This window comes from Streptomyces sp. NPDC001599 (assembly GCF_042893535.1).
GTDB lineage: Bacteria > Actinomycetota > Actinomycetes > Streptomycetales > Streptomycetaceae > Streptomyces.
Genome location: NZ_JBIAVA010000004.1, coordinates 105,564 through 123,134, shown reverse-complemented (window position 1 = coordinate 123,134; position 17,571 = coordinate 105,564). Strand labels below are relative to the sequence as shown.

The following is a 17,571-nucleotide window of genomic DNA, read 5'->3' as shown; positions in this document are numbered from 1 at the left end:
CGGCCGGGGCGTCAAGGCCCGCAAAGTGCGGGGTAGATCGTATGAGGCGGTTCCGGATGTCGGTACTCGATGCCGTGTATCGTCAGTGCACCTACGAAAGTGACCACGGGGAGCGCACATGGCAGCGGTCGATCTGGCCACCCACCCCGGCCATCTGGCCCGGCGGCTGCAGCAGGCGCACTACCTGCTGTGGAACACGATGGTCTCCGAGGAGACCACCTCGCCGCAGTACGCCGTCCTCAACGCCCTCGTCGCCGAGCCGGGGCTCGACCAGCGCACCGTGGGGGAGCGGGTGGGCCTGGACCGGTCCACCATCGCGGAGGTGGTCAGCAGGCTCGGCCGCCGCGGGCTGCTCGACAAGGTCCGCGACCCGCAGGACGGCCGCCGGTCCCTGCTCCGGCTCACCGACGAGGGACTGCGCGTCCACCGCAGGCTGGGCGTGCGGATCGCCCGGATGAACCAGGTGTTCCTGGCCCCGCTCGCCGCCGACGAGCAGGCGGTGTTCTTCGACCTGATCCGCCGGGTCGCGGACGCCGCGGAGGGGCTCCGCAACCCGGCCGAGCCGACGGTGGCACCGGGCTGACCGGGGACTTCGCCCGTCAGGAGTGCGCAGCTCGGTAGCGCCCGGTTCAGGAGCGCGCGGCTCAGGCTTCGCCGGGCTCAGGAGCGCCCGGCGAAGACCACCCAGACCTGGCCCTCGGCGAAGTTGAGCGGCTTGCCGTCCTCGGTGGTGAAGGTCGTGCCGTCCGCGGCGGCCCCGCGCTTCCAGGTCGCGTCGTACGCGCGCCCGTCGCGCAGCACCTCCGCCTCCCCCGAGCCCACCGACTCGACGTAGGGCGAGTTGCTGCCGCGGAAGTCGCGGAAGTCCGACTCGCGCACCTTCACGTGCTGCACGACGACCGTGGCCGGTGCCAGCCGCCCGCCGTCGGCCGTGCGGGCCGGGCTGCCGTCCATGGAGACCAGCCACCGGTCCCGGCTGTCGGACCAGGTGAAGGCGAAGCTCGCCGAGGGGTAGCGCACCGTGTGCGAGGACTCCGCCCGGCCGCCCGCGGGAGCCTTGCCGTAGGTGAACCCGGTGGTGAGGGCCGCGGCCCCGGACGGCTCCTGGAGCAGCCTGCCCGGCCGCAGGTAGAGGTTGTGCGGGGCCTGCCGGTCCTCGGCGCGGACGTAGGCGTCGGAGTCCTCGCCGGGCGGCTCCGCACGCAGCGGGGCCCGGTCGATGAGCGGCAGCAGCTTGCTCTGCGCGCCGGAGAACGCCAGCACCGGCCGGTCGAACTGGCCGAGCAGCTCCAGGTCGGACTCGCGGGCGCTGCGCACCGGCCCCACCGACTCGGGCAGCTCGGTGGCGTAGATCGCCATCAGCCGGCTCAGTCCCGCCTCCACCGGCTCGGCGTAGACGACGTCCGCGGCCTCCAGACCCGTCTGCGGGCGGGCCGCGCGCACGTTGTCGACCTTCACGGCGAGCACCGGTCCCAAGGCCGGGGCGGCGCTGTGCGAGCGCTCCGGTTCCGGCGCCCGCCCGTCCCCCTTCGCTCCGGGGCCCGCCGTGCAGCCCGCAGCGGCCAGCGAGACCGCCACCGCCGCCGTCAGCAGGGCGGCATACCGTCGCCTGCGTGTCCCTTGTCGCATCCCGGCCATCCGTCCACCCATCCCGTGTCATTGATTGTGCGCTTCTTGAAGCATTTAGTGCCATACCTGACTGAATCCGATACGGCACACGGAACGGGACAGATAATCCGCTGTTCGGCCGAAAAGACCGCCGGGTTCGGTGACGGGAGCCCCGGGGTACCCGGCCGCCACGCAGAACCGACGCGCACGGCGACGGAGGGAGCGCGGGGCGATGAAGGCAGTGACATGGCAGGGCAAGCGGGACGTCCGGGTCGAGGACGTGCCGGATCCCAGGATCGAGGAGCCGACCGACGCGGTCATCCGCGTCACCTCCTCCGGGCTGTGCGGCTCCGACCTGCACCTCTACGAAGTGCTCACACCGTTCATGACACCGGGCGACATCCTCGGCCACGAGCCGATGGGCATCGTGGAGGAGGTCGGTTCCGAGGTGACGAACCTGAAGCCGGGCGACCGGGTCGTGGTGCCGTTCCAGATCGCGTGCGGACACTGCTACATGTGCGACACCGGGCTGCCGACCCAGTGCGAGACCACCCAGGTGCACGGCGAGGGCATGGGCGCACCGCTGTTCGGCTACACCCGCCTCTACGGTGCGGTGCCCGGCGGCCAGGCCGAGTACCTGCGCGTGCCGCAGGCCCAGTACGGCCCGATCAAGGTGCCCGAGGGCCCGGCCGACGACCGCTTCGTCTACCTCTCCGACGTGCTGCCCACCGCCTGGCAGGCGGTCGAGTACGCGTCCGTCCCGCAGGGCGGCAGCCTCGCCGTACTGGGCCTCGGCCCGATCGGCGACATGGCGTGCCGGATCGCCCGGCTCAAGGGGGTCGACAAGGTGTTCGGCGTGGACCTCGTGCCCGAGCGGCTGGAGCGGGCCCGCGCACGGGGCGTGGAGACGTTCGACCTGCGGTCTTTCGACAACGAGAAGGAACTCGTCGCCGCGATCCAGGACCGGACGGACGGCCGCGGCCCCGACGCCGTGATCGACGCGGTCGGCACCGAGGCGCACGGCGGTGCCGTGGCCAAGCTGGTGCAGCAGACCGCCGCGGTGATGCCCCGGGCCATCGGCGGGCCCCTGGCGGAGCGGTTCAGCGTCGACCGGCTTGCCGCCCTCTACACCGCGATCGACCTGGTGCGCCGCGGCGGCACCATCTCGCTGTCCGGCGTGTACGGCGGCATGGCCGACCCGATGCCGATGCTCACCCTGTTCGACAAGCAGGTCCAGCTGCGGATGGGCCAGGCCAACGTACGCCGCTGGAGCGACGAGATCGTGCCGTACCTGACCGACCAGGACCCGCTCGGCGTCGACGGCTTCGCCACCCACCGGGTGCCGCTGGCGGACGCGCCGCACGCCTACGAGATGTTCCAGAAGAAGCAGGACGGCGCGGTCAAGGTCCTGATGAAGCCGTAGGCGGCTCCGGGCCCGCCGCGTCAGGGCCCGCCGAGGATCTCCGCCAGGTCGTAGCGGACCGGCTCCTCCAGCTGCGCGTAGGTGCAGCTCTCGGGGGTCCGGTCCGGGCGCCGGCGGCGGAAGCGGGCCGTGTGCCGGAAGCGCGCCCCGTTCTCCATGTGGTCGTACGCCACCTCGACGACCAGCTCGGGACGCAGCGGCACCCAGGACAGGTCCTTCTTGCCCGACCACCGGCTGGGCGCCCCGGGCAGCCGCGCCGACTCGTGCGCCGCCTCCTCGGCCCACGCGGCCCACGGATGCCCCCGGGCGTCGTCCATGCGCAGCGGCTCCAGCTCCTCCACCAGCTCGGCCCGGCGCTTCATCGTGAAGGCGGCGCACACCCCCACGTGCTGGAGCACCCCCCGGTCGTCGTACAGCCCGAGCAGCAGCGAGCCGACCACGGGCCCGCTCTTGTGGAAGCGGTACCCGGCGACGACCACGTCCGCCGTCCGCTCGTGCTTGATCTTGTACATGGCCCGCTCGTCCTGCCGGTAGCGCAGATCGAGCGGCTTGGCGACCACCCCGTCCAGACCGGCCCCCTCGTACTGCTCGAACCACTGCCGGGCCACCTCGATGTCGTCCGTCGCCGGCGCCACGTGCACCGGCGGCGTCACCCCGGACAGCGCCCGCACCAGCAGCGCCCGCCGGTCGGCCAGCCCCACGTCGAGCAGGGACGCGTCGTCCAGCGCCAGCAGGTCGAAGGCCACCAGTGAGGCCGGAGTGCGCTCCGCCAGCGTCCGCACCCGGGAGTCCGCCGGATGGATCCGCTCGGTCAGCGCGTCGAAGTCCAGGTGCCCGTCCCGCGCGATGACGATCTCCCCGTCCACCACGCACCGCTCGGGCAACCGCTCGCGCACCGCTACCACCAGCTCCGGAAAATACCTGGTCAACGGCTTGCCCGTCCGACTCCCCAGCTCCACCTCGTCCCCGTCGCGGTACACGATCGCCCGAAACCCGTCCCACTTCGCCTCGTAGTGCATCCCCGGCGGGATCTTCGCCACGGACTTGGCGAGCATCGGCTTCACGGGCGGCATGACGGGGAGGTCCATGCTCCGATTCTGTACGCCCTCGCCCGCCGTCGCCTGATGTGCGAAGGTCCGGCGCTGCGCCTACCGTGGCTCGCATGGCGGAAGCGGTGGAACTGGAGGCGGGTGGCCGGACCGTGCGGTTGTCCAGCCCGGGGAAGGTCTTCTTTCCGGAGTGCGGCTACACCAAGCTCGACGTGGCCCGCTACTACCAGGCCGTCGCCCCCGGCGTCCTGCGTGCCCTGCGCGACCGGCCCACCACGCTCCAGCGGTACCCGGACGGCATCACCGGCGAGTGGTTCTACCAGAAGCGCGCGCCCAAGGGCATGCCCGACTGGATCCCGACCGCGCACATCACCTTCCCCAGCGGGCGCAGCGCCGACGAGATGTGCCCCACCGAGGAGGCGGCCGTGCTGTGGGCCGCCCAGTACGGCACCCTCACCTTCCACCCCTGGCCGGTGCGCCGCGACGACGTCGACCACCCGGACGAACTGCGCATCGACCTCGACCCGCAGCCCGGCACCGACTACGACGACGCCGCCCGTGCCGCCCACGAACTGCGCGCGGTGCTGGAGGAGTTCGGCGGGCTGCGCGGCTGGCCCAAGACCTCGGGCGGGCGCGGCATCCACGTCTTCGTGCCGATCGAGCCGCGCTGGACCTTCACCCAGGTGCGGCGTGCCGCGATCGCCGTCGGCCGGGAGATGGAACGGCGGATGCCCGAGCGGGTCACCATCAAGTGGTGGAAGGAGGAGCGCGGCGAACGCATCTTCATCGACTACAACCAGACCGCCCGCGACCGCACCATCGCCTCCGCGTACTCCGTGCGGCCCCGCCCGAACGCCCCGGTCTCCGCCCCGCTGACCTGGGACGAGGTGGGCGTCGCGCACCCGCAGGACTTCGACATCACGACCATGCCCGCGCGCTTCGCCGAACTCGGCGACGTGCACGCGGGCATGGACGAGACGAGATACTCCCTCGACGCCCTGCTGGAGCTGGCGACGAAGGACGAGCACGACCACGGGCTCGGTGATCTGCCCTACCCGCCCGAGTATCCGAAGATGCCGGGCGAGCCGAGCCGGGTCCAGCCCAGCCGGGCCAGGAAGAAGACTCCCGGCCCGGACTGAGCCACGACGCGGACCCCTAGAGGTCCTTGATCCGGACGTCGCGGTACGAGATCACGTCCGACGTGCTGTGCACCTGGAGTCCGACGTAGCCGGAGGCGAACCGCCGCCCGTCCGTGCCCGGGTCGTCCGAGCGCTCGGGGTAGAAGGTCTGCCCGCCGAAGTTGTCGAACTCGTTGATCAGCACACCGTTGCGGTAGATCGAGTAGTGCTGGTCCACCACCCGGATCTCGTAGTCGTTCCAGGTGCCCTTCTCGGTGACGCCCGCGCCGGCCAGGCCGACCCGGTCGAAGCCGTAGACGGAACCGGACTTGTACATGTCGCCGGTCGGGCTGTCGAACGCCTGGATCTCGTGCCCGTACTTGATGGCGACCCACTCCGGACGCGACTCCTCCGGGTGGTCGTGCACCTGCGGGAAGCGCACGAAGACGCCGCCGTTGGTGTTCGCCGTACCCGCCGCGTCGTCACGCCACTGGAGCTTCAGCGAGAAGTCGCCGTACTTGCGCTCGGGGAACCACAGCATGCCCATGCCGGGCGTGCTGGTGCTGGACGTGATCGACCCGTCCGGGTTCAGCCCGAACGAACCGCCGCCCACCTGCTCCCACTTGGCGAAGGACTCCTGGCTGCCGTCGAGGATCGTGCGGTAGCCCTCGGTCTGGCCGGGCTGACCGATCTTCGACTGCTTGGCGGCCTTGTTGATCGCCCGGTACTCCCGCTTGTCGACGACGCCCTCGTCCAGGAGGCCGTCCATGACCTCACGGACGTGCTTGAGGAACAGCGCCTGGGACGTCCACTCCTTCTCGTCCTCGATCATCTCGTTGATCCGGCACCGGTTGTTGGTGACCCGGTTGGGCACCCCTGAGTCGACCGTGCCGACGATCACCGTGAGGCGCTCGTCGTACTCCGGGCAGGGCGGCGGCGGCACCTGGCCCGACACCACCGTGAAGTCCACGGTCAGCGGCTCGGAGGTGTTGCCGGCCTTGTCGCTCGCCCGGTACGCCACCGTGTGCCGGCCCACGCGGTCCACGACCACCGGGTCGGTGTACGCCAGGTAGGGCCCGGCGTCCAGGGAGTACTCCACACCGGCGACGCCGGAACCGCCCTCGTCCGCGGCGTTCACGGTCACCTTCGCGCTGCCGACGTAGGCGCCGTCGGAGTTCTTGGTGCCGTCCACGGTCGCGCCGGTCACCGGCGGGGTGGTGTCCTGCGGGGGAGCGGCGGCCACGGTGAAGGCGACGCTCTTCTCCGCGGCGACGTTGCCCGCCTTGTCGGTGGCCCGGTAGCGCACGGTGTGCTCGCCGACCTCGTGGACCATGACCGGCGCCGTGTACGCCGTCCAGGCGCCGTCGCCGACCGCGTACTCGATGGTGTTGACGCCGGAACCGGTGTCGGAGGCGGTGACGGTCACCGTCGCCATGTCGATGTAGGCACCATCCGGGTTCTTCTCGCCGCTGACCGTCGCCGAGGTCTCCGGCGCGGTCGTGTCGTCGGTGTCGGGCGCGGCCACCGCGAAGGTGACGCTCTTCTCCTCGGCGGCGTTGCCCGCCTTGTCGAACGCCCGGTAGCGCACCGTGTGTTCACCGACCTGGTCGACGACGACCGGCGTGGTGTACGGCTGCCAGGCACCGTCGGCACCGATCGCGTACTCGATGCGCTCCACGCCCGAGCCGCCCTCGTCGGTGGCGGCGATGCTCACGGTCGCGGAACCGACGTACGCGCCGTCGGCGTTCTGCGTGCCGCCCACGTCGGCCGAGGTGGCGGGCGCCGTGGTGTCCTCGCCGCCGCCGCCCTCGGTGACCACGAGCACGCCCGTCATCTGGCCGTGGCCCGGGATCGTGCAGTGGTACATGTACTTGCCGGGGGTGAGGGTGACCTCGGCGGTGTGCTTGCCGCCCTCGGCATCGAACGGGTTGGCCAGGATGTTGAGCTGGACGTCCTGGTTGTACGCGGGATCGCTGGTCATGAACGTCAGCGTGTGCGGCATGCCGGTGGTGTTGCCGGTGGCCTCACTGTTCTCGAAGACGATCGTGGCCGGACCGGCCACCGCCGTCTCGGGCGCCGACGTGTACTTGGTGATGTCGTCACCGGCCGTCCAGGTGAGCACCTGGTCGGCGGCGGCCGCGGCGGGTGCCTTCGCGGGCTGCCCGGAGGCGGACGTCGCCTGCAGTCCGAGCACCATCAGCAGGCCGGCCAGCAGCGCGGCCCACATTCTTCGTTGGCGTATCACTCGGTCCCCCTCGCCAGCTGTCCGGCGGCCGGCGTCGGGCCGCCGCCCTCGTAGGTGACCCGCCACAGGGCCGACTTGGAGTCCGAGGTGAAGAAGCCGCGGCCGTAGTCCAGGACGTACAGCGCGCCGTCCGGGCCGAACTTCCAGCCCATCAGGTTCTTGATGCCGTCGTTGCCGACGGGCACGATCTTCTTCAGGGACTCCGAGTGCACCGGCAGACCGCCGTCGCCCTGCGTCTTCGGGTCCATCAGCACCGCGTTGCGCGGCTGGTCGGCGTCGTAGAAGTCACCGACGAACCACTTGCCGTCCCAGTACGCGGGCCACTTGGTGTCACTCGTGCTGTCGGCGTCGTAGCGGTAGAGCGGGCCGTTCATCGCGGCCTGGCCGCCGCCCTTGAGCCAGGGCAGCCGGTAGGTGGCCTCGTCCTGCTCGTACGACGGGATGCCGTTCTCGTCGCGCGGGTAGTCGGGGCCGCCGCCCTGCGGCGAGTACCAGATGTTGTTGCCGGTCACCGGCGGCAGGTTCACCAGGCCGTCGTTGTTCGGCGACTCGTTCTTCGGGTGGTCGCAGTCGTACCAGCCCAGCGGCTTCGACGGGTCCGGCAGGTTCCGGTCCCGGTACGGCTGCTTGTTGCCCATGCAGTACGGCCAGCCGCGGTTGCTCGCCTTGGTGATGGTGGCGAACGTGTCGTACTTGGCCGGACCCCACGTCGGCGACGGAGCACCGGCGTCCGGGCCGACCCAGCCCGCGTACAGGGTGTCGGTCTTCTTGTCGACGGAGATGCGCGCCGGGTTGCGCACGCCCATCACGTAGATCTCGCCGCGCGTCTTGCCGCCGCCCTCGGCGGTCTCCTTGCCGGTGAAGAGGTTGCCCTCCGGGAGCGTGTACGTCCCGTCCGGCTCCGGGTGGATGCGCAGGATCTTGCCGTTGAGGTTGTTGGTGTTTCCGGCCGTGCGACGCGCGTCGGCGAAGGACACGCCCTTGAAGTTGGGCTCCGGGTTGTTGCCGGAGTAACCGTCGCTGAAACCACTGGAGTTGTTGTCACCGGTGGCGATGTACAGGTTCCCCTTGGAGTCCCAGGCCATCCCGCCGCCCGCGTGGCAGCAGCTGTGGATCTGCACCGGCCACTTGAGCAGCACCTTCTCGCTGCCCAGGTCCAGCTTGTTGGTGGCCTGGTCGAGGGTGAAGCGGGAGACCCGCCGCTCGGCCATGTGGGTGTCGCGGTTGATCTGGGAGTGCGGGGTGTAGTGCAGGTACACCCACCCGTTCTCCGCGAACTTCGGGTCCAGCTCGATGCCGAGCAGGCCCTCCTCGACCTTGGTCAGCTCGTCGCCGCCGCCCTTGTTGCCGAAGACGGTGAGCGCGCCCGCGAGGGTGACCTTGTCGGTCTTCGGGTCCCAGACGTGGATCTCGCCCGTGCCCTTGCCGACGTTGGGGTCGTTCCAGTCGGTCACCACGGGGTGCGAGGAGTCCGTGCCGCCGCGGCCGATGTAGAAGACGCGGCCGTCGGGGGCGGTGACCAGGCCGTGCGGTTCGCCGATCTGGTCGTTCTGGCCGGGCTGGTTGGGGTCGGTGAGCCGCTCGGCCTTGTAGTTGGCGTTGATGGTCGCCTTGCAGTCGGCCTGCGACAGCCGGGTCGTCCACATCAGGGCGCCGCGCAGATGGGTGCGGAAGTCGGTCTCGTCGTACGACGACACCGTGCCGCCCATGCCGGTGTAGAACGACCGGCCGCCGTCGTAGTCCCGGCACCAACTCACCGGGTGGTCGGCCCCGTTGGCGCTCGTCCCGGGCGCGTACGTCGACTCGCGCACCCGGGCCACGGTGTGGACCTCACCGGACGGGTTCTTCTGCCAGTTCAGCCACTCGTCGGGGCGCTTCCACTCCAGCGGCAGGTCCTTGGTGGCCGGATGCCGCCGGTCACCGACCTCGACCGTGGCCCGTTGGACCTTGGTGGGACTGCCCGCGGCCGGGCGGGCGCCGACCAGACCGGTGAACCAGTCCGAGTACGGCTCCGCGCGGGCCGCGTCGTGGACGCCGACGAACCCGCCGCCGGCCTCCATGTACGCCTCCAGGCCCGCTTCCTGAGCGGGCGTCAGGACGTCGCCGCCGCCGGTCAGGAACACGACCGCGTTGAAGCGGCCGAGCTTCTTCTCGTTGGTGAAGACGTTGGCGTTGTCCGTGGCCTCGACCTTGAACTGCTCCTTGGCAGGCCCGGAGAGACCGATCCGCTCGATGGCCGAGATACCGGCGTTCACGACCGGTGACTCGTCCCCGGCCGCGGCGGAACCGTAGAAGATCAGCACCCGTACGTTGGCGCCGCCCGGCGGCGACTTGATCGACATCGTTGTCAGGGATGGGTCCGGCGCCGGACGGGCGCTGGCGGCAGGGCCGGCCAGCAGTCCCGCGGCGACGAAAGCGGCGGTGGCGCACGCCGCCCAGCCTCTTCTTCTCGCGCTCAACCCTCTTAAGGGCATGGGCACCTCCTCGGTCACGGCAGCAGCGCCAAGGAAGCTAGACCTCTTTGCGTGATACGCCAATAGGTATGACCGGGATCGGACGAACTTTGTCCTGAGTGTGGATAAACGCGGCGGCAACCGGTACGGTCCCACAGGCTCATCACAGCCAATCAGGTCCTGGGTCTGCGCACATTCCGTATCGGCGTGGGGAGTTCGGCATGGACAGGCGAGGCTTCAACCGACGGGTACTGCTGGGCGGCGCGGCTGCCGCGACATCGTTGTCCATCGCTCCGGAGGTCGCGGGCGCCGCCCCCGCGGCCAAGGGGATCACCGCGAGGACGGCACCGGCCGGGGGCGAGGTGAGACACCTCAAGATGTACGCCGAGAAGCTGGCGGACGGTCAGATGGGCTACGGCTTCGAGAAGGGCAAGGCGACCGTCCCCGGCCCGCTCATCGAGGTCAACGAGGGCGACACGCTGCACATCGAGTTCACCAACACGATGGACGTGCGGGCCAGCCTGCACGTGCACGGCCTGGACTACGAGATCTCCAGCGACGGCACCGCGATGAACAAGAGCGACGTCGAGCCCGGCGGCACCCGCACCTACACCTGGCGCACCCACAAACCGGGTCGCCGCGACGACGGCACCTGGCGGCCGGGCAGCGCGGGCTACTGGCACTACCACGACCACGTGGTCGGCACCGAGCACGGCACCGGCGGCATCCGCAACGGCCTGTACGGCCCCGTGATCGTGCGCCGCAAGGGCGACGTGCTGCCGGACGCCACGCACACGATCGTCTTCAACGACATGACCATCAACAACCGCAAGCCGCACACCGGTCCCGACTTCGAGGCCACCGTGGGCGACCGCGTGGAGATCGTCATGATCACGCACGGCGAGTACTACCACACCTTCCACATGCACGGTCACCGCTGGGCGGACAACCGCACCGGCCTGCTCACCGGCCCCGACGACCCGTCCCGGGTCATCGACAACAAGATCACCGGACCGGCCGACTCGTTCGGCTTCCAGATCATCGCGGGGGAGGGAGTGGGCGCCGGGGCGTGGATGTACCACTGCCATGTCCAGAGCCACTCCGACATGGGCATGGTGGGGCTGTTCCTGGTGAAGAAGCCGGACGGCACGATCCCCGGGTACGAACCGCACGAGCACGGCGGGGCGACCGCGAAGAGCGGGGAGCCGACGGGCGAGGCACCCGCGCACGAACACGAGCACTGAGCCGACGTCGGCCGGCGCCGCCACCGGCGCCGCCGGTCAGCTGTCGTGGACCGTTCTTCTGTACATACGCCCATGCTGACGACCGAACCGGCTCCCGCACAAGAACGTTTTCGGTCCCCGGAGCGCCCCCTCCCGCGCCGCGGCCTGCCGCTATCCTGAGCCGCAGCCGCCGAGGAGGAGCCGCACGTGACCGAGACCGCGCCGCGCCCCACGCTGGAGGCCGTGGCCGAGCGCGCCGGGGTCTCGCGGGCCACCGTGTCCCGCGTGGTCAACGGCGCCCACGGGGTGCGGGACGAGCTGGCCGAGCGGGTGCGGCGCGCGGTGGAGGAACTCGGCTACGTGCCCAACCAGGCCGCCCGTTCCCTGGTGACCCGGCGGCACCAGGCCGTCGCCGTCGTCGCCGCGGAACCGGAGACCCGGGTGTTCGCCGACCCCTACTTCGCCCAGCAACTGCGCGGCATCAGCAAGGAGCTGACGGCCCACGACAACCAGCTCGTGCTGCTGCTCACCGAGGGCCGCGAGGACCACGCCCGGGTCGGACGCTACCTGGCCGGCGGGCACGTCGACGGTGCGCTCGTCTTCTCCCTGCACCTGCACGACCCGCTGCCCGGCCTGGTCCGCAGCGCCGGGGTGCCGACCGTGTTCGGCGGGCGCCCCGACTGGGACGACGGACGGGACGACGTGGTCTACGTGGACAGCGACAACCGCGGCGGTGCCCGGTCGGCCGTCCACCACCTGGCCGGGCTCGGCCGCACACACATCGCGCACATCACCGGCCCGCTCGACCAGACCTCGGCCGCCGACCGGCTCGCGGGCTTCCGCGACGTCCGCCCCGGCGCCGACCCGGGGCTGGTCGCGCGGGGGGACTTCACCTCGGGCGGCGGGGAGCGGGCCATGCGGGAACTGCTCGACCGGTGCCCCGGCCTGGACGCCGTGTTCGCGGCCAACGACCTCTCCGCGGCGGGCGCCCTGCGGGTGCTGCGCGAACGCGGGCGGCGGGTGCCGGACGACGTGGCCGTGGTGGGCTTCGACGACATGCTGCCCGTCGCCGAACAGACCGACCCGCCGCTGACCACCGTCCGCCAGGACATCGAGGGCATGGGCCGCCTGATGGCCCGCCTGCTCCTGCGCGGCCTGGACCGCGGGACCGCCGCCGACGCCGCCGCCGACGCCGCCGCCACCGACTCCGACGCCGCGCACACACCGACCGCCGCCCCGCCCGGCGTAATCCTGCCGACGACCCTGGTCCACCGATCCACGGCCTGAGCCGGTCCCGCACCCCGTGAGTCCGGACATCGGTCCCGCCCGGGTGCCGCACCGCCCTTCGCGAGCGGGGCAGCCGGGGCCCCCGGCGCCGTCCGCCAGGTGCGCGGGTCGTCCGCGTGCCACGGCTCACCGCGCCACCGCGTGAGCCCGGATGGTGGTCCGCTCGGGCGTGCACCTGCGCCTGCGCGAGCCGGGCGCCGTTGCGCGGGGGTGGCTGGCCATCCGGCGGGGTGCGGATGCGGGATGCGCCCGTGCCCGCACCGGTGCCGGGGTGTGTCGCGGCGGGCGGGGGCGGCCAGAGGCTCCCGGCGCTGTGCGTGGGCTCGGCCGCGTCGCCACGGCCCACCGCGTGGCCCGGACGGAAGGCCGAGCCCGGAAGGCAGGCCGGGACCGGGTGGCGGGTTGCCTGCCGGTGCCGGTGCCGGTGCCATGCCGCGCAGCCGGGTGCCGGGCCTCGACGGGACCGCGAGCGCCGGACGCGCCCCGTGCCCTAGCCCTGGCGCGGTGCCGGCCTGAGTACCGCGAACCGGGCGCCGTACGGGTCTGCGAGGCGGGCGACGCGGCCGACGCCCTCGATGTCCGTCGCGGGCATCCGCACCGTGCCGCCCAGCTCCGTGGTCCGGGCGACCGCGGTGTCCGCGTCGTCCACCGCGAAGTACGGCAGCCATCCGGCGTCCGTGTCCGTGTCCGCCGGATCCTCGGCGAGCGGGACGAGGCCGCCGAACATGGCGTCCTCGCCCTCTCCGGCCGGGTTGACGCAGGTGTAGGAGCCGCCGGGGAAGGAGACGCCGGAGGTCTCCAGGCCCAGCACCGCACGGTAGTACGCGGCGGCTGCCGCGATGTCCGCGGTGTGCAGCTCGACCCAGCACAGCGCGCCGGTCTCGCCGGCCACGTCCAGGCCGGCGCGCTGCCCCGGCTGCCAGATGCCGAACGGCACCCCGGCCCGGTCGGCGAGGATCGCCATGGTGCCCTGGTCCATGACGTCCATCGGCTGCACGAGGACACCGCCGTGCGCCTGACCCGAGGCCCGGGCGGTGGCATGGGCGTCCGGGGCCTGGAAGTACACGGTCCAGGACGGCGGGCCCTGCTCCTCGGTCGTGCCCATGCCGCCGGCCACGATCCGGCCGTCCAGCTCGAAGAAGCCGTAGCCCCCGGCCTCCGGCCCCGCCGACCGGAACCGCCAGCCGAAGAGGCCGCCGTAGAAGGACGTGGCGCCCTCGAGGTCGGAGGTGCCGACGTCGAGCCAGTTCGGAGCGCCGGTGACGAAACGGGTCGTGAGCATGATGCGCCCTCCTCGCAAGGGTCCCGTTGCCTGCACTGACGAGTCTTCCACCGACCACCGGTGAGCGCTTCCGCGCGCCGCCGTGCGCCGCCGTGCGCGGCGGAGGACCATCTGATCTGCTGGGGGCGCCGGACGCGCGGCGTTGATGCCGCGTTGATCGAACGTTTTTCGCCTCCCGGCAGGCTGCTGCCCATGCACATCGAGACGACCGCGGCGCCCGACCTCAGCTGGCAGGAGGAGGCGTTGTGCGCGCAGACCGGGGGAGACTTCTTCTTCCCCGAGCCCGGCAGCTCCGTACGGGACGCGAAGCGCATCTGCGCCCTGTGCCCGATCCGCTCCACCTGCCTGGAGTTCGCGCTGAGCAACGACGAGCGCTTCGGCGTCTGGGGCGGCCTGTCGGAGAAGGAACGGCTGGCCCTGCGGCGCACCGTCCCCTGAGCGCGGGCCCCGGTAATTCGCTGTGCCGCACCCGTCGCGCCGGGCAGAATCCCCGGCATGTCCCGAACCGCCGCACAGCACGAGGCAGACAGCCTGCTGCACGCCCTCGATCCGCTCGCCCACCCGCGGCGCATGCGGGAACTCGTGGCGCGCAGCCGGGAGTCGCCCGACCCGCGGCCCCTCCTCGTCGAGCTCGAACGGCACGGGGCGTACGGACGCCGGCTCGCCGTCGTCGCCGCGTCCGCCGTCCGCGACACCGAGTGGATCGCGGACCGGATCGCCGATCCCGACCCGTACGTGCGCGGCCACGCCCTGCGGGTGGCCGACACGCTGGGCGTGCCCGACGCCGCCTTCGAGGCGGGTCTCGCCGACGCCCCCGAGGCGGTCCGCCGGAGCCTGCTGCGCTCCGTCGCCGCCGGCGGACGCACCGCCCTCGCCGACCGGCTGGTGGACGGGGTGCGCCGCGACTGGGGCGACACCGAGGCGACCCGTCTGCTGCCGGGCTGCACCACACCGAAGGCCGCCCTGCTGCTGCCCGAGCTGCTGTACGCCGTCCGGTCCTGGAACCCGTTCGCCAAGCGGCACCGCGCGACGCTGTGCGCCGCGCTGGAGGCGGAGCTGGACGCCCAGCCCGAGGCCCTGCGCGACGACTGGTGGCGCCGGTACGCGCCCGCGGTGGCCACCCTCGCGCCCGTCGAGCCCGCCAGGGTGCTGCGGATGCTGGAGGAGCGGGGACCGAACGGCCTGCCGTACGAACTGCGCGGCCACCTTCCCGCGTTCGCCGGCGCCGACCCGCGACGCGTCCTGCGCCTGCTGCTCACCCCCGCCTGGACGTCCGCCGTCGGCGTCCACCGGCTGGGACGCACGGTGCTGTACCGGCTGACCCGCACCGACTCGCCCGAACTCGTCGCCTACGCCCGGGCCCTGCTGCCCCTCGGCGGCCTCCCGAGGCTGCTGAAGGCGCTCCCGCCCGCCCGGCGTCACGCCCTGTGGACGGCCGTGAACCAGGGCCGCGGAGCCGGCGGCACCGTCGGCGTCGACGAGGCGCTCCTCGAGGTGCTGCCGCGCCGCCACGCCGCGCACGAGGCCCGGGAGGCCGCCGCACGCGCGCGGGAGGCCGGTGCGGCCGAGCACACGGTCCTCGTCGCCGAGTCCTTCCTCCCGGTGGCCGAGGCGCACGACCGGCTGCTGGCGGCCACCCGGCGCCCGGACGCCGACGACCGCGCCCGGGCCTGGCCGCTGCTGATCCGCAACGCCGCCCGCTCCGGCGACCCGGCCGCCGTCACCGCCGTACTGGAGGACATGGCGCGACTGCGCAACGAGCAGGACCCGGTGCGGAGCGTCGCGCTGCGGGCGGCGTGCGACATCCCGGCCGCGCTGTTCACCGAGGAGGCCGCCGAGCCCCTGGCCCGCCTCGCCACCGACGCCGTCGAGGCGCGCGACTCGTCGCCCCAGACCCGCCGGGCGCTCGGCGAGCTGGCCCTGGCCGTGCTGTGCGAGCACGCGGCGGGCGGCGCCCGCACGCTGGTGAACTGGGCCCTGCGCACCCTCGTGCGGATATCCGGCACCACGGGCGGCGCCGACCTCGGCCGCCTCGACCGCACCCTGCGGCGCGGCCAGGAGCACCAAGTGTACGAGGCGCTGCGCCCGTGGATCGAGGCGGGCGCCGAGAAGGCCGACTACGGCCTCGCCTTCGCGCTCGCCCGCGCCGTGGGCCCGCGCGCCTCCGGCGTGCCGGAACTCCAGGACCAGCTGTGGCAGGCCGTCCGCTACGGCAACGACACCACCGCGCGCACCGCGATCGGCCTGTGGCTCGAACCGTCCGCCACCCGCGACGAACGGGCGGCCCGCGTCCTCGCCCGGGAACCCTCGGCGGCCGCGCTGGAGCCGGTGCGCGCGGTGGTCGTCGGGCGCCGCACCGACCTGCTCGACCCGCTGCTCGCCGAGCATCCGCCCTACGGTCGCTTCCTGACCAAGGGCACCCCCTGGTCCGTGCCCGTGACCGCGCACGAGGTGAGCCGGTGGGTGCCGCGCCAGCAGGCGGCGCTGCTGAGGCGGTGCGCCGCTCTGGCCGCCGACGCCGGACTGCCGCTGCACGCGCGCGCGAACGCCGTCACGCGGGCGGCCACCGTGCCCGACGGCGGCGCCGACCTCGTGCGCCGCTGGACCGGGTCGGCCGACGTCGTCCTCGCCGAGGCCGCGCTCGCCGCCCTGGCCCGCACCGACCGGGCCGCCGAGGCGCTGCCCGAGCTGCTGTCGCACGCCGGCGGCGACCGGGCCCGCGTCGCCGTGTACGCGGTCACCCAGGCCTCCCGGCAGGCGCCGCCGTCCCGCCTCGCGGGCGCCCTGCGGGACGTACTGGAGGCGCCGGACGCCAAGGTGACCAGCCGCAAGGAAGCGGTCCGGCTCGCCGCGGTCCGCCTTCCCGTGCCGGACGCGGCGGCCCTGGTCACCGAGGTCTGCGCCCGCCCGGGGACCCACCCCGACGTACGCGCCGCCTGTGTCGCCTTCGCCACCGGGCTGCTCGCCCGGGAGGAGGTCTGGGACCTGCTGCGGGACGCCGCCGGCGGTGCGCCGGTGCTGCGGGCCGCCCTGCTGCGGACGGTGCCGCGTGACCTGCCCGAGGCGCACCGAGGCCGGTATGCCCGCCTGGTCCGCGACGTGGCCGCCACCGACGACGACCCCGCCACCGCGCGCCTCGCCCTCCACGCCCTGGGCCGCTGGATCCCCTGGTCGGACGACGGCGCCCGGGTACTGGCCGGAGCCGTCACGGACCTGGCCAACCGCGCCACCTGGCACGCGGCGGCGAACGCGCTGATCGGCGCGGCGTCGAGCGCTCCGCGGGGCCGGTCCGGCCTGCTGGAGACCCTGCGTGCGCTGGCCGGGGCGGAAGCCGGTGAGGACGACGACGCGGGCGAGCGGCGGGACCGGCCGGCCCGGCAACGCGTCGAGTACCTCGTCGCCGGGCTCCGGGCGAGTGCCTTCCGCCCGGAGGCGGCGGTCCGCCCGGTCGCCCGTGCCGCAGCCGAACTGCTCCACGAGTACGACGCCCACGTGGCGCAGGCCGCCGACCTCGCGGCCGGTCACGTCGACCTGACCGCCGTACCGCCGTGCCTGGACCGGGTGGCCGCGCTGGTCGGCACCGACCGGCCGGCGCTCGCGGCGCGGATCGCGGACGAGATCGGCGAGCGCCTGCGCAGCCGGGAGCAGCCGGGCGACGCCACGGTGCTGCTCGCCGAGGCCAGGGCGCTGGCCGGGCACGGCGGACACGCCCAGGGGCTCATGGCCGTCGCCGTCACCGGAGCGCTCGGCGAGCGCGAGGACTGGCCCGCGCCGTGGCGGGAACTGCTGCGCGCCCTGCGCCGCCACCCGGTCCCCGACGTGCGCGACGCGGCACTGGAGGAGACGACGGTCCACGAGTGATGACGCCGGTCGGCGCGCGGGG

12 protein-coding genes are annotated in these 17,571 nt (G+C 73.0%); 7 read left to right on the top strand and 5 right to left on the bottom strand.

Annotated elements, in window-relative coordinates:
* Positions 1–118: 118 nt before the first annotated feature.
* The gene (locus tag ACFYZ3_RS13360; protein ID WP_361004818.1) at positions 119–583 is read left to right on the top strand and encodes a MarR family transcriptional regulator; all 465 of its coding nucleotides are present in this window, start codon (positions 119–121) and stop codon (positions 581–583) included.
* 77 nt (positions 584–660) lie between these two features.
* On the opposite strand, the gene ACFYZ3_RS13355 is transcribed toward ACFYZ3_RS13360, so the two are convergent.
* Complete coding sequence (locus ACFYZ3_RS13355; protein WP_388516161.1) at positions 661–1,629, bottom strand: DUF3048 domain-containing protein; 969 nt, start codon at positions 1,627–1,629, stop codon at positions 661–663.
* A gap of 211 nt (positions 1,630–1,840) precedes the next feature.
* Here ACFYZ3_RS13355 and ACFYZ3_RS13350 point away from each other — a divergent pair, with 211 nt between their 5' ends.
* Positions 1,841–3,031, top strand: coding sequence for a zinc-dependent alcohol dehydrogenase (locus ACFYZ3_RS13350; protein ID WP_388516159.1), 1,191 nt, complete (start codon positions 1,841–1,843; stop codon positions 3,029–3,031).
* A gap of 20 nt (positions 3,032–3,051) precedes the next feature.
* On the opposite strand, the gene ACFYZ3_RS13345 is transcribed toward ACFYZ3_RS13350, so the two are convergent.
* On the bottom strand, positions 3,052–4,119 hold the full coding sequence (locus tag ACFYZ3_RS13345; protein WP_388516157.1) for an ATP-dependent DNA ligase: 1,068 nt from the start codon (positions 4,117–4,119) through the stop codon (positions 3,052–3,054).
* A 74-nt stretch (positions 4,120–4,193) separates the two neighbouring features.
* Here ACFYZ3_RS13345 and ligD point away from each other — a divergent pair, with 74 nt between their 5' ends.
* Positions 4,194–5,219 carry a non-homologous end-joining DNA ligase gene (gene ligD, locus ACFYZ3_RS13340; protein WP_388516155.1) on the top strand — a complete coding sequence of 342 codons (1,026 nt, stop codon included), beginning with the start codon at positions 4,194–4,196 and terminating at the stop codon, positions 5,217–5,219.
* 16 nt (positions 5,220–5,235) lie between these two features.
* On the opposite strand, the gene ACFYZ3_RS13335 is transcribed toward ligD, so the two are convergent.
* On the bottom strand, positions 5,236–7,425 hold the full coding sequence (locus ACFYZ3_RS13335) for an OmpL47-type beta-barrel domain-containing protein (RefSeq protein ID WP_388516847.1): 2,190 nt from the start codon (positions 7,423–7,425) through the stop codon (positions 5,236–5,238).
* Positions 7,426–7,439: 14 nt separating this feature from the next.
* Positions 7,440–9,917 carry a ThuA domain-containing protein gene (locus ACFYZ3_RS13330; protein WP_388516153.1) on the bottom strand — a complete coding sequence of 826 codons (2,478 nt, stop codon included), beginning with the start codon at positions 9,915–9,917 and terminating at the stop codon, positions 7,440–7,442.
* A gap of 200 nt (positions 9,918–10,117) precedes the next feature.
* Between ACFYZ3_RS13330 and ACFYZ3_RS13325 the strand changes: the two genes are divergently transcribed.
* The gene (locus ACFYZ3_RS13325) at positions 10,118–11,140 is read left to right on the top strand and encodes a multicopper oxidase domain-containing protein (RefSeq protein WP_388516151.1); all 1,023 of its coding nucleotides are present in this window, start codon (positions 10,118–10,120) and stop codon (positions 11,138–11,140) included.
* Between the two features lie 186 nt (positions 11,141–11,326).
* The gene (locus tag ACFYZ3_RS13320) at positions 11,327–12,406 is read left to right on the top strand and encodes a LacI family DNA-binding transcriptional regulator (RefSeq protein ID WP_388516150.1); all 1,080 of its coding nucleotides are present in this window, start codon (positions 11,327–11,329) and stop codon (positions 12,404–12,406) included.
* Between the two features lie 490 nt (positions 12,407–12,896).
* Here the strand turns inward: ACFYZ3_RS13320 and ACFYZ3_RS13315 are convergent, their stop codons facing one another.
* Positions 12,897–13,688: a VOC family protein gene (locus ACFYZ3_RS13315; protein ID WP_388516148.1), complete on the bottom strand. Its 792-nt coding sequence runs from the start codon at positions 13,686–13,688 to the stop codon at positions 12,897–12,899.
* A gap of 192 nt (positions 13,689–13,880) precedes the next feature.
* On the opposite strand from ACFYZ3_RS13315, the gene ACFYZ3_RS13310 reads away from it, so the two are divergent.
* On the top strand, positions 13,881–14,126 hold the full coding sequence (locus tag ACFYZ3_RS13310; RefSeq protein WP_388516146.1) for a WhiB family transcriptional regulator: 246 nt from the start codon (positions 13,881–13,883) through the stop codon (positions 14,124–14,126).
* Positions 14,127–14,183: 57 nt separating this feature from the next.
* Positions 14,184–17,549: a hypothetical protein gene (locus ACFYZ3_RS13305; RefSeq protein ID WP_388516144.1), complete on the top strand. Its 3,366-nt coding sequence runs from the start codon at positions 14,184–14,186 to the stop codon at positions 17,547–17,549.
* Positions 17,550–17,571: the final 22 nt, after the last annotated feature.

Excerpts from the sequence above, each read along its gene's own strand:
- ACFYZ3_RS13305 (WP_388516144.1), top strand. The coding sequence starts at position 14,184 with ATGTCCCGAACCGCCGCACAGCACGAGGCAGACAGCCTGCTGCACGCC.
- ACFYZ3_RS13330 (WP_388516153.1), bottom strand. The coding sequence starts at position 9,917 with ATGCCCTTAAGAGGGTTGAGCGCGAGAAGAAGAGGCTGGGCGGCGTGC.
- ACFYZ3_RS13345 (WP_388516157.1), bottom strand. The coding sequence starts at position 4,119 with ATGGACCTCCCCGTCATGCCGCCCGTGAAGCCGATGCTCGCCAAGTCC.
- ACFYZ3_RS13335 (WP_388516847.1), bottom strand. The coding sequence starts at position 7,425 with ATGTGGGCCGCGCTGCTGGCCGGCCTGCTGATGGTGCTCGGACTGCAG.
- ACFYZ3_RS13350 (WP_388516159.1), top strand. The coding sequence starts at position 1,841 with ATGAAGGCAGTGACATGGCAGGGCAAGCGGGACGTCCGGGTCGAGGAC.
- ligD (WP_388516155.1), top strand. The coding sequence starts at position 4,194 with ATGGCGGAAGCGGTGGAACTGGAGGCGGGTGGCCGGACCGTGCGGTTG.
- ACFYZ3_RS13325 (WP_388516151.1), top strand. The coding sequence starts at position 10,118 with ATGGACAGGCGAGGCTTCAACCGACGGGTACTGCTGGGCGGCGCGGCT.
- ACFYZ3_RS13315 (WP_388516148.1), bottom strand. The coding sequence starts at position 13,688 with ATGCTCACGACCCGTTTCGTCACCGGCGCTCCGAACTGGCTCGACGTC.
- ACFYZ3_RS13360 (WP_361004818.1), top strand. The coding sequence starts at position 119 with ATGGCAGCGGTCGATCTGGCCACCCACCCCGGCCATCTGGCCCGGCGG.
- ACFYZ3_RS13310 (WP_388516146.1), top strand. The coding sequence starts at position 13,881 with ATGCACATCGAGACGACCGCGGCGCCCGACCTCAGCTGGCAGGAGGAG.
- ACFYZ3_RS13355 (WP_388516161.1), bottom strand. The coding sequence starts at position 1,629 with ATGCGACAAGGGACACGCAGGCGACGGTATGCCGCCCTGCTGACGGCG.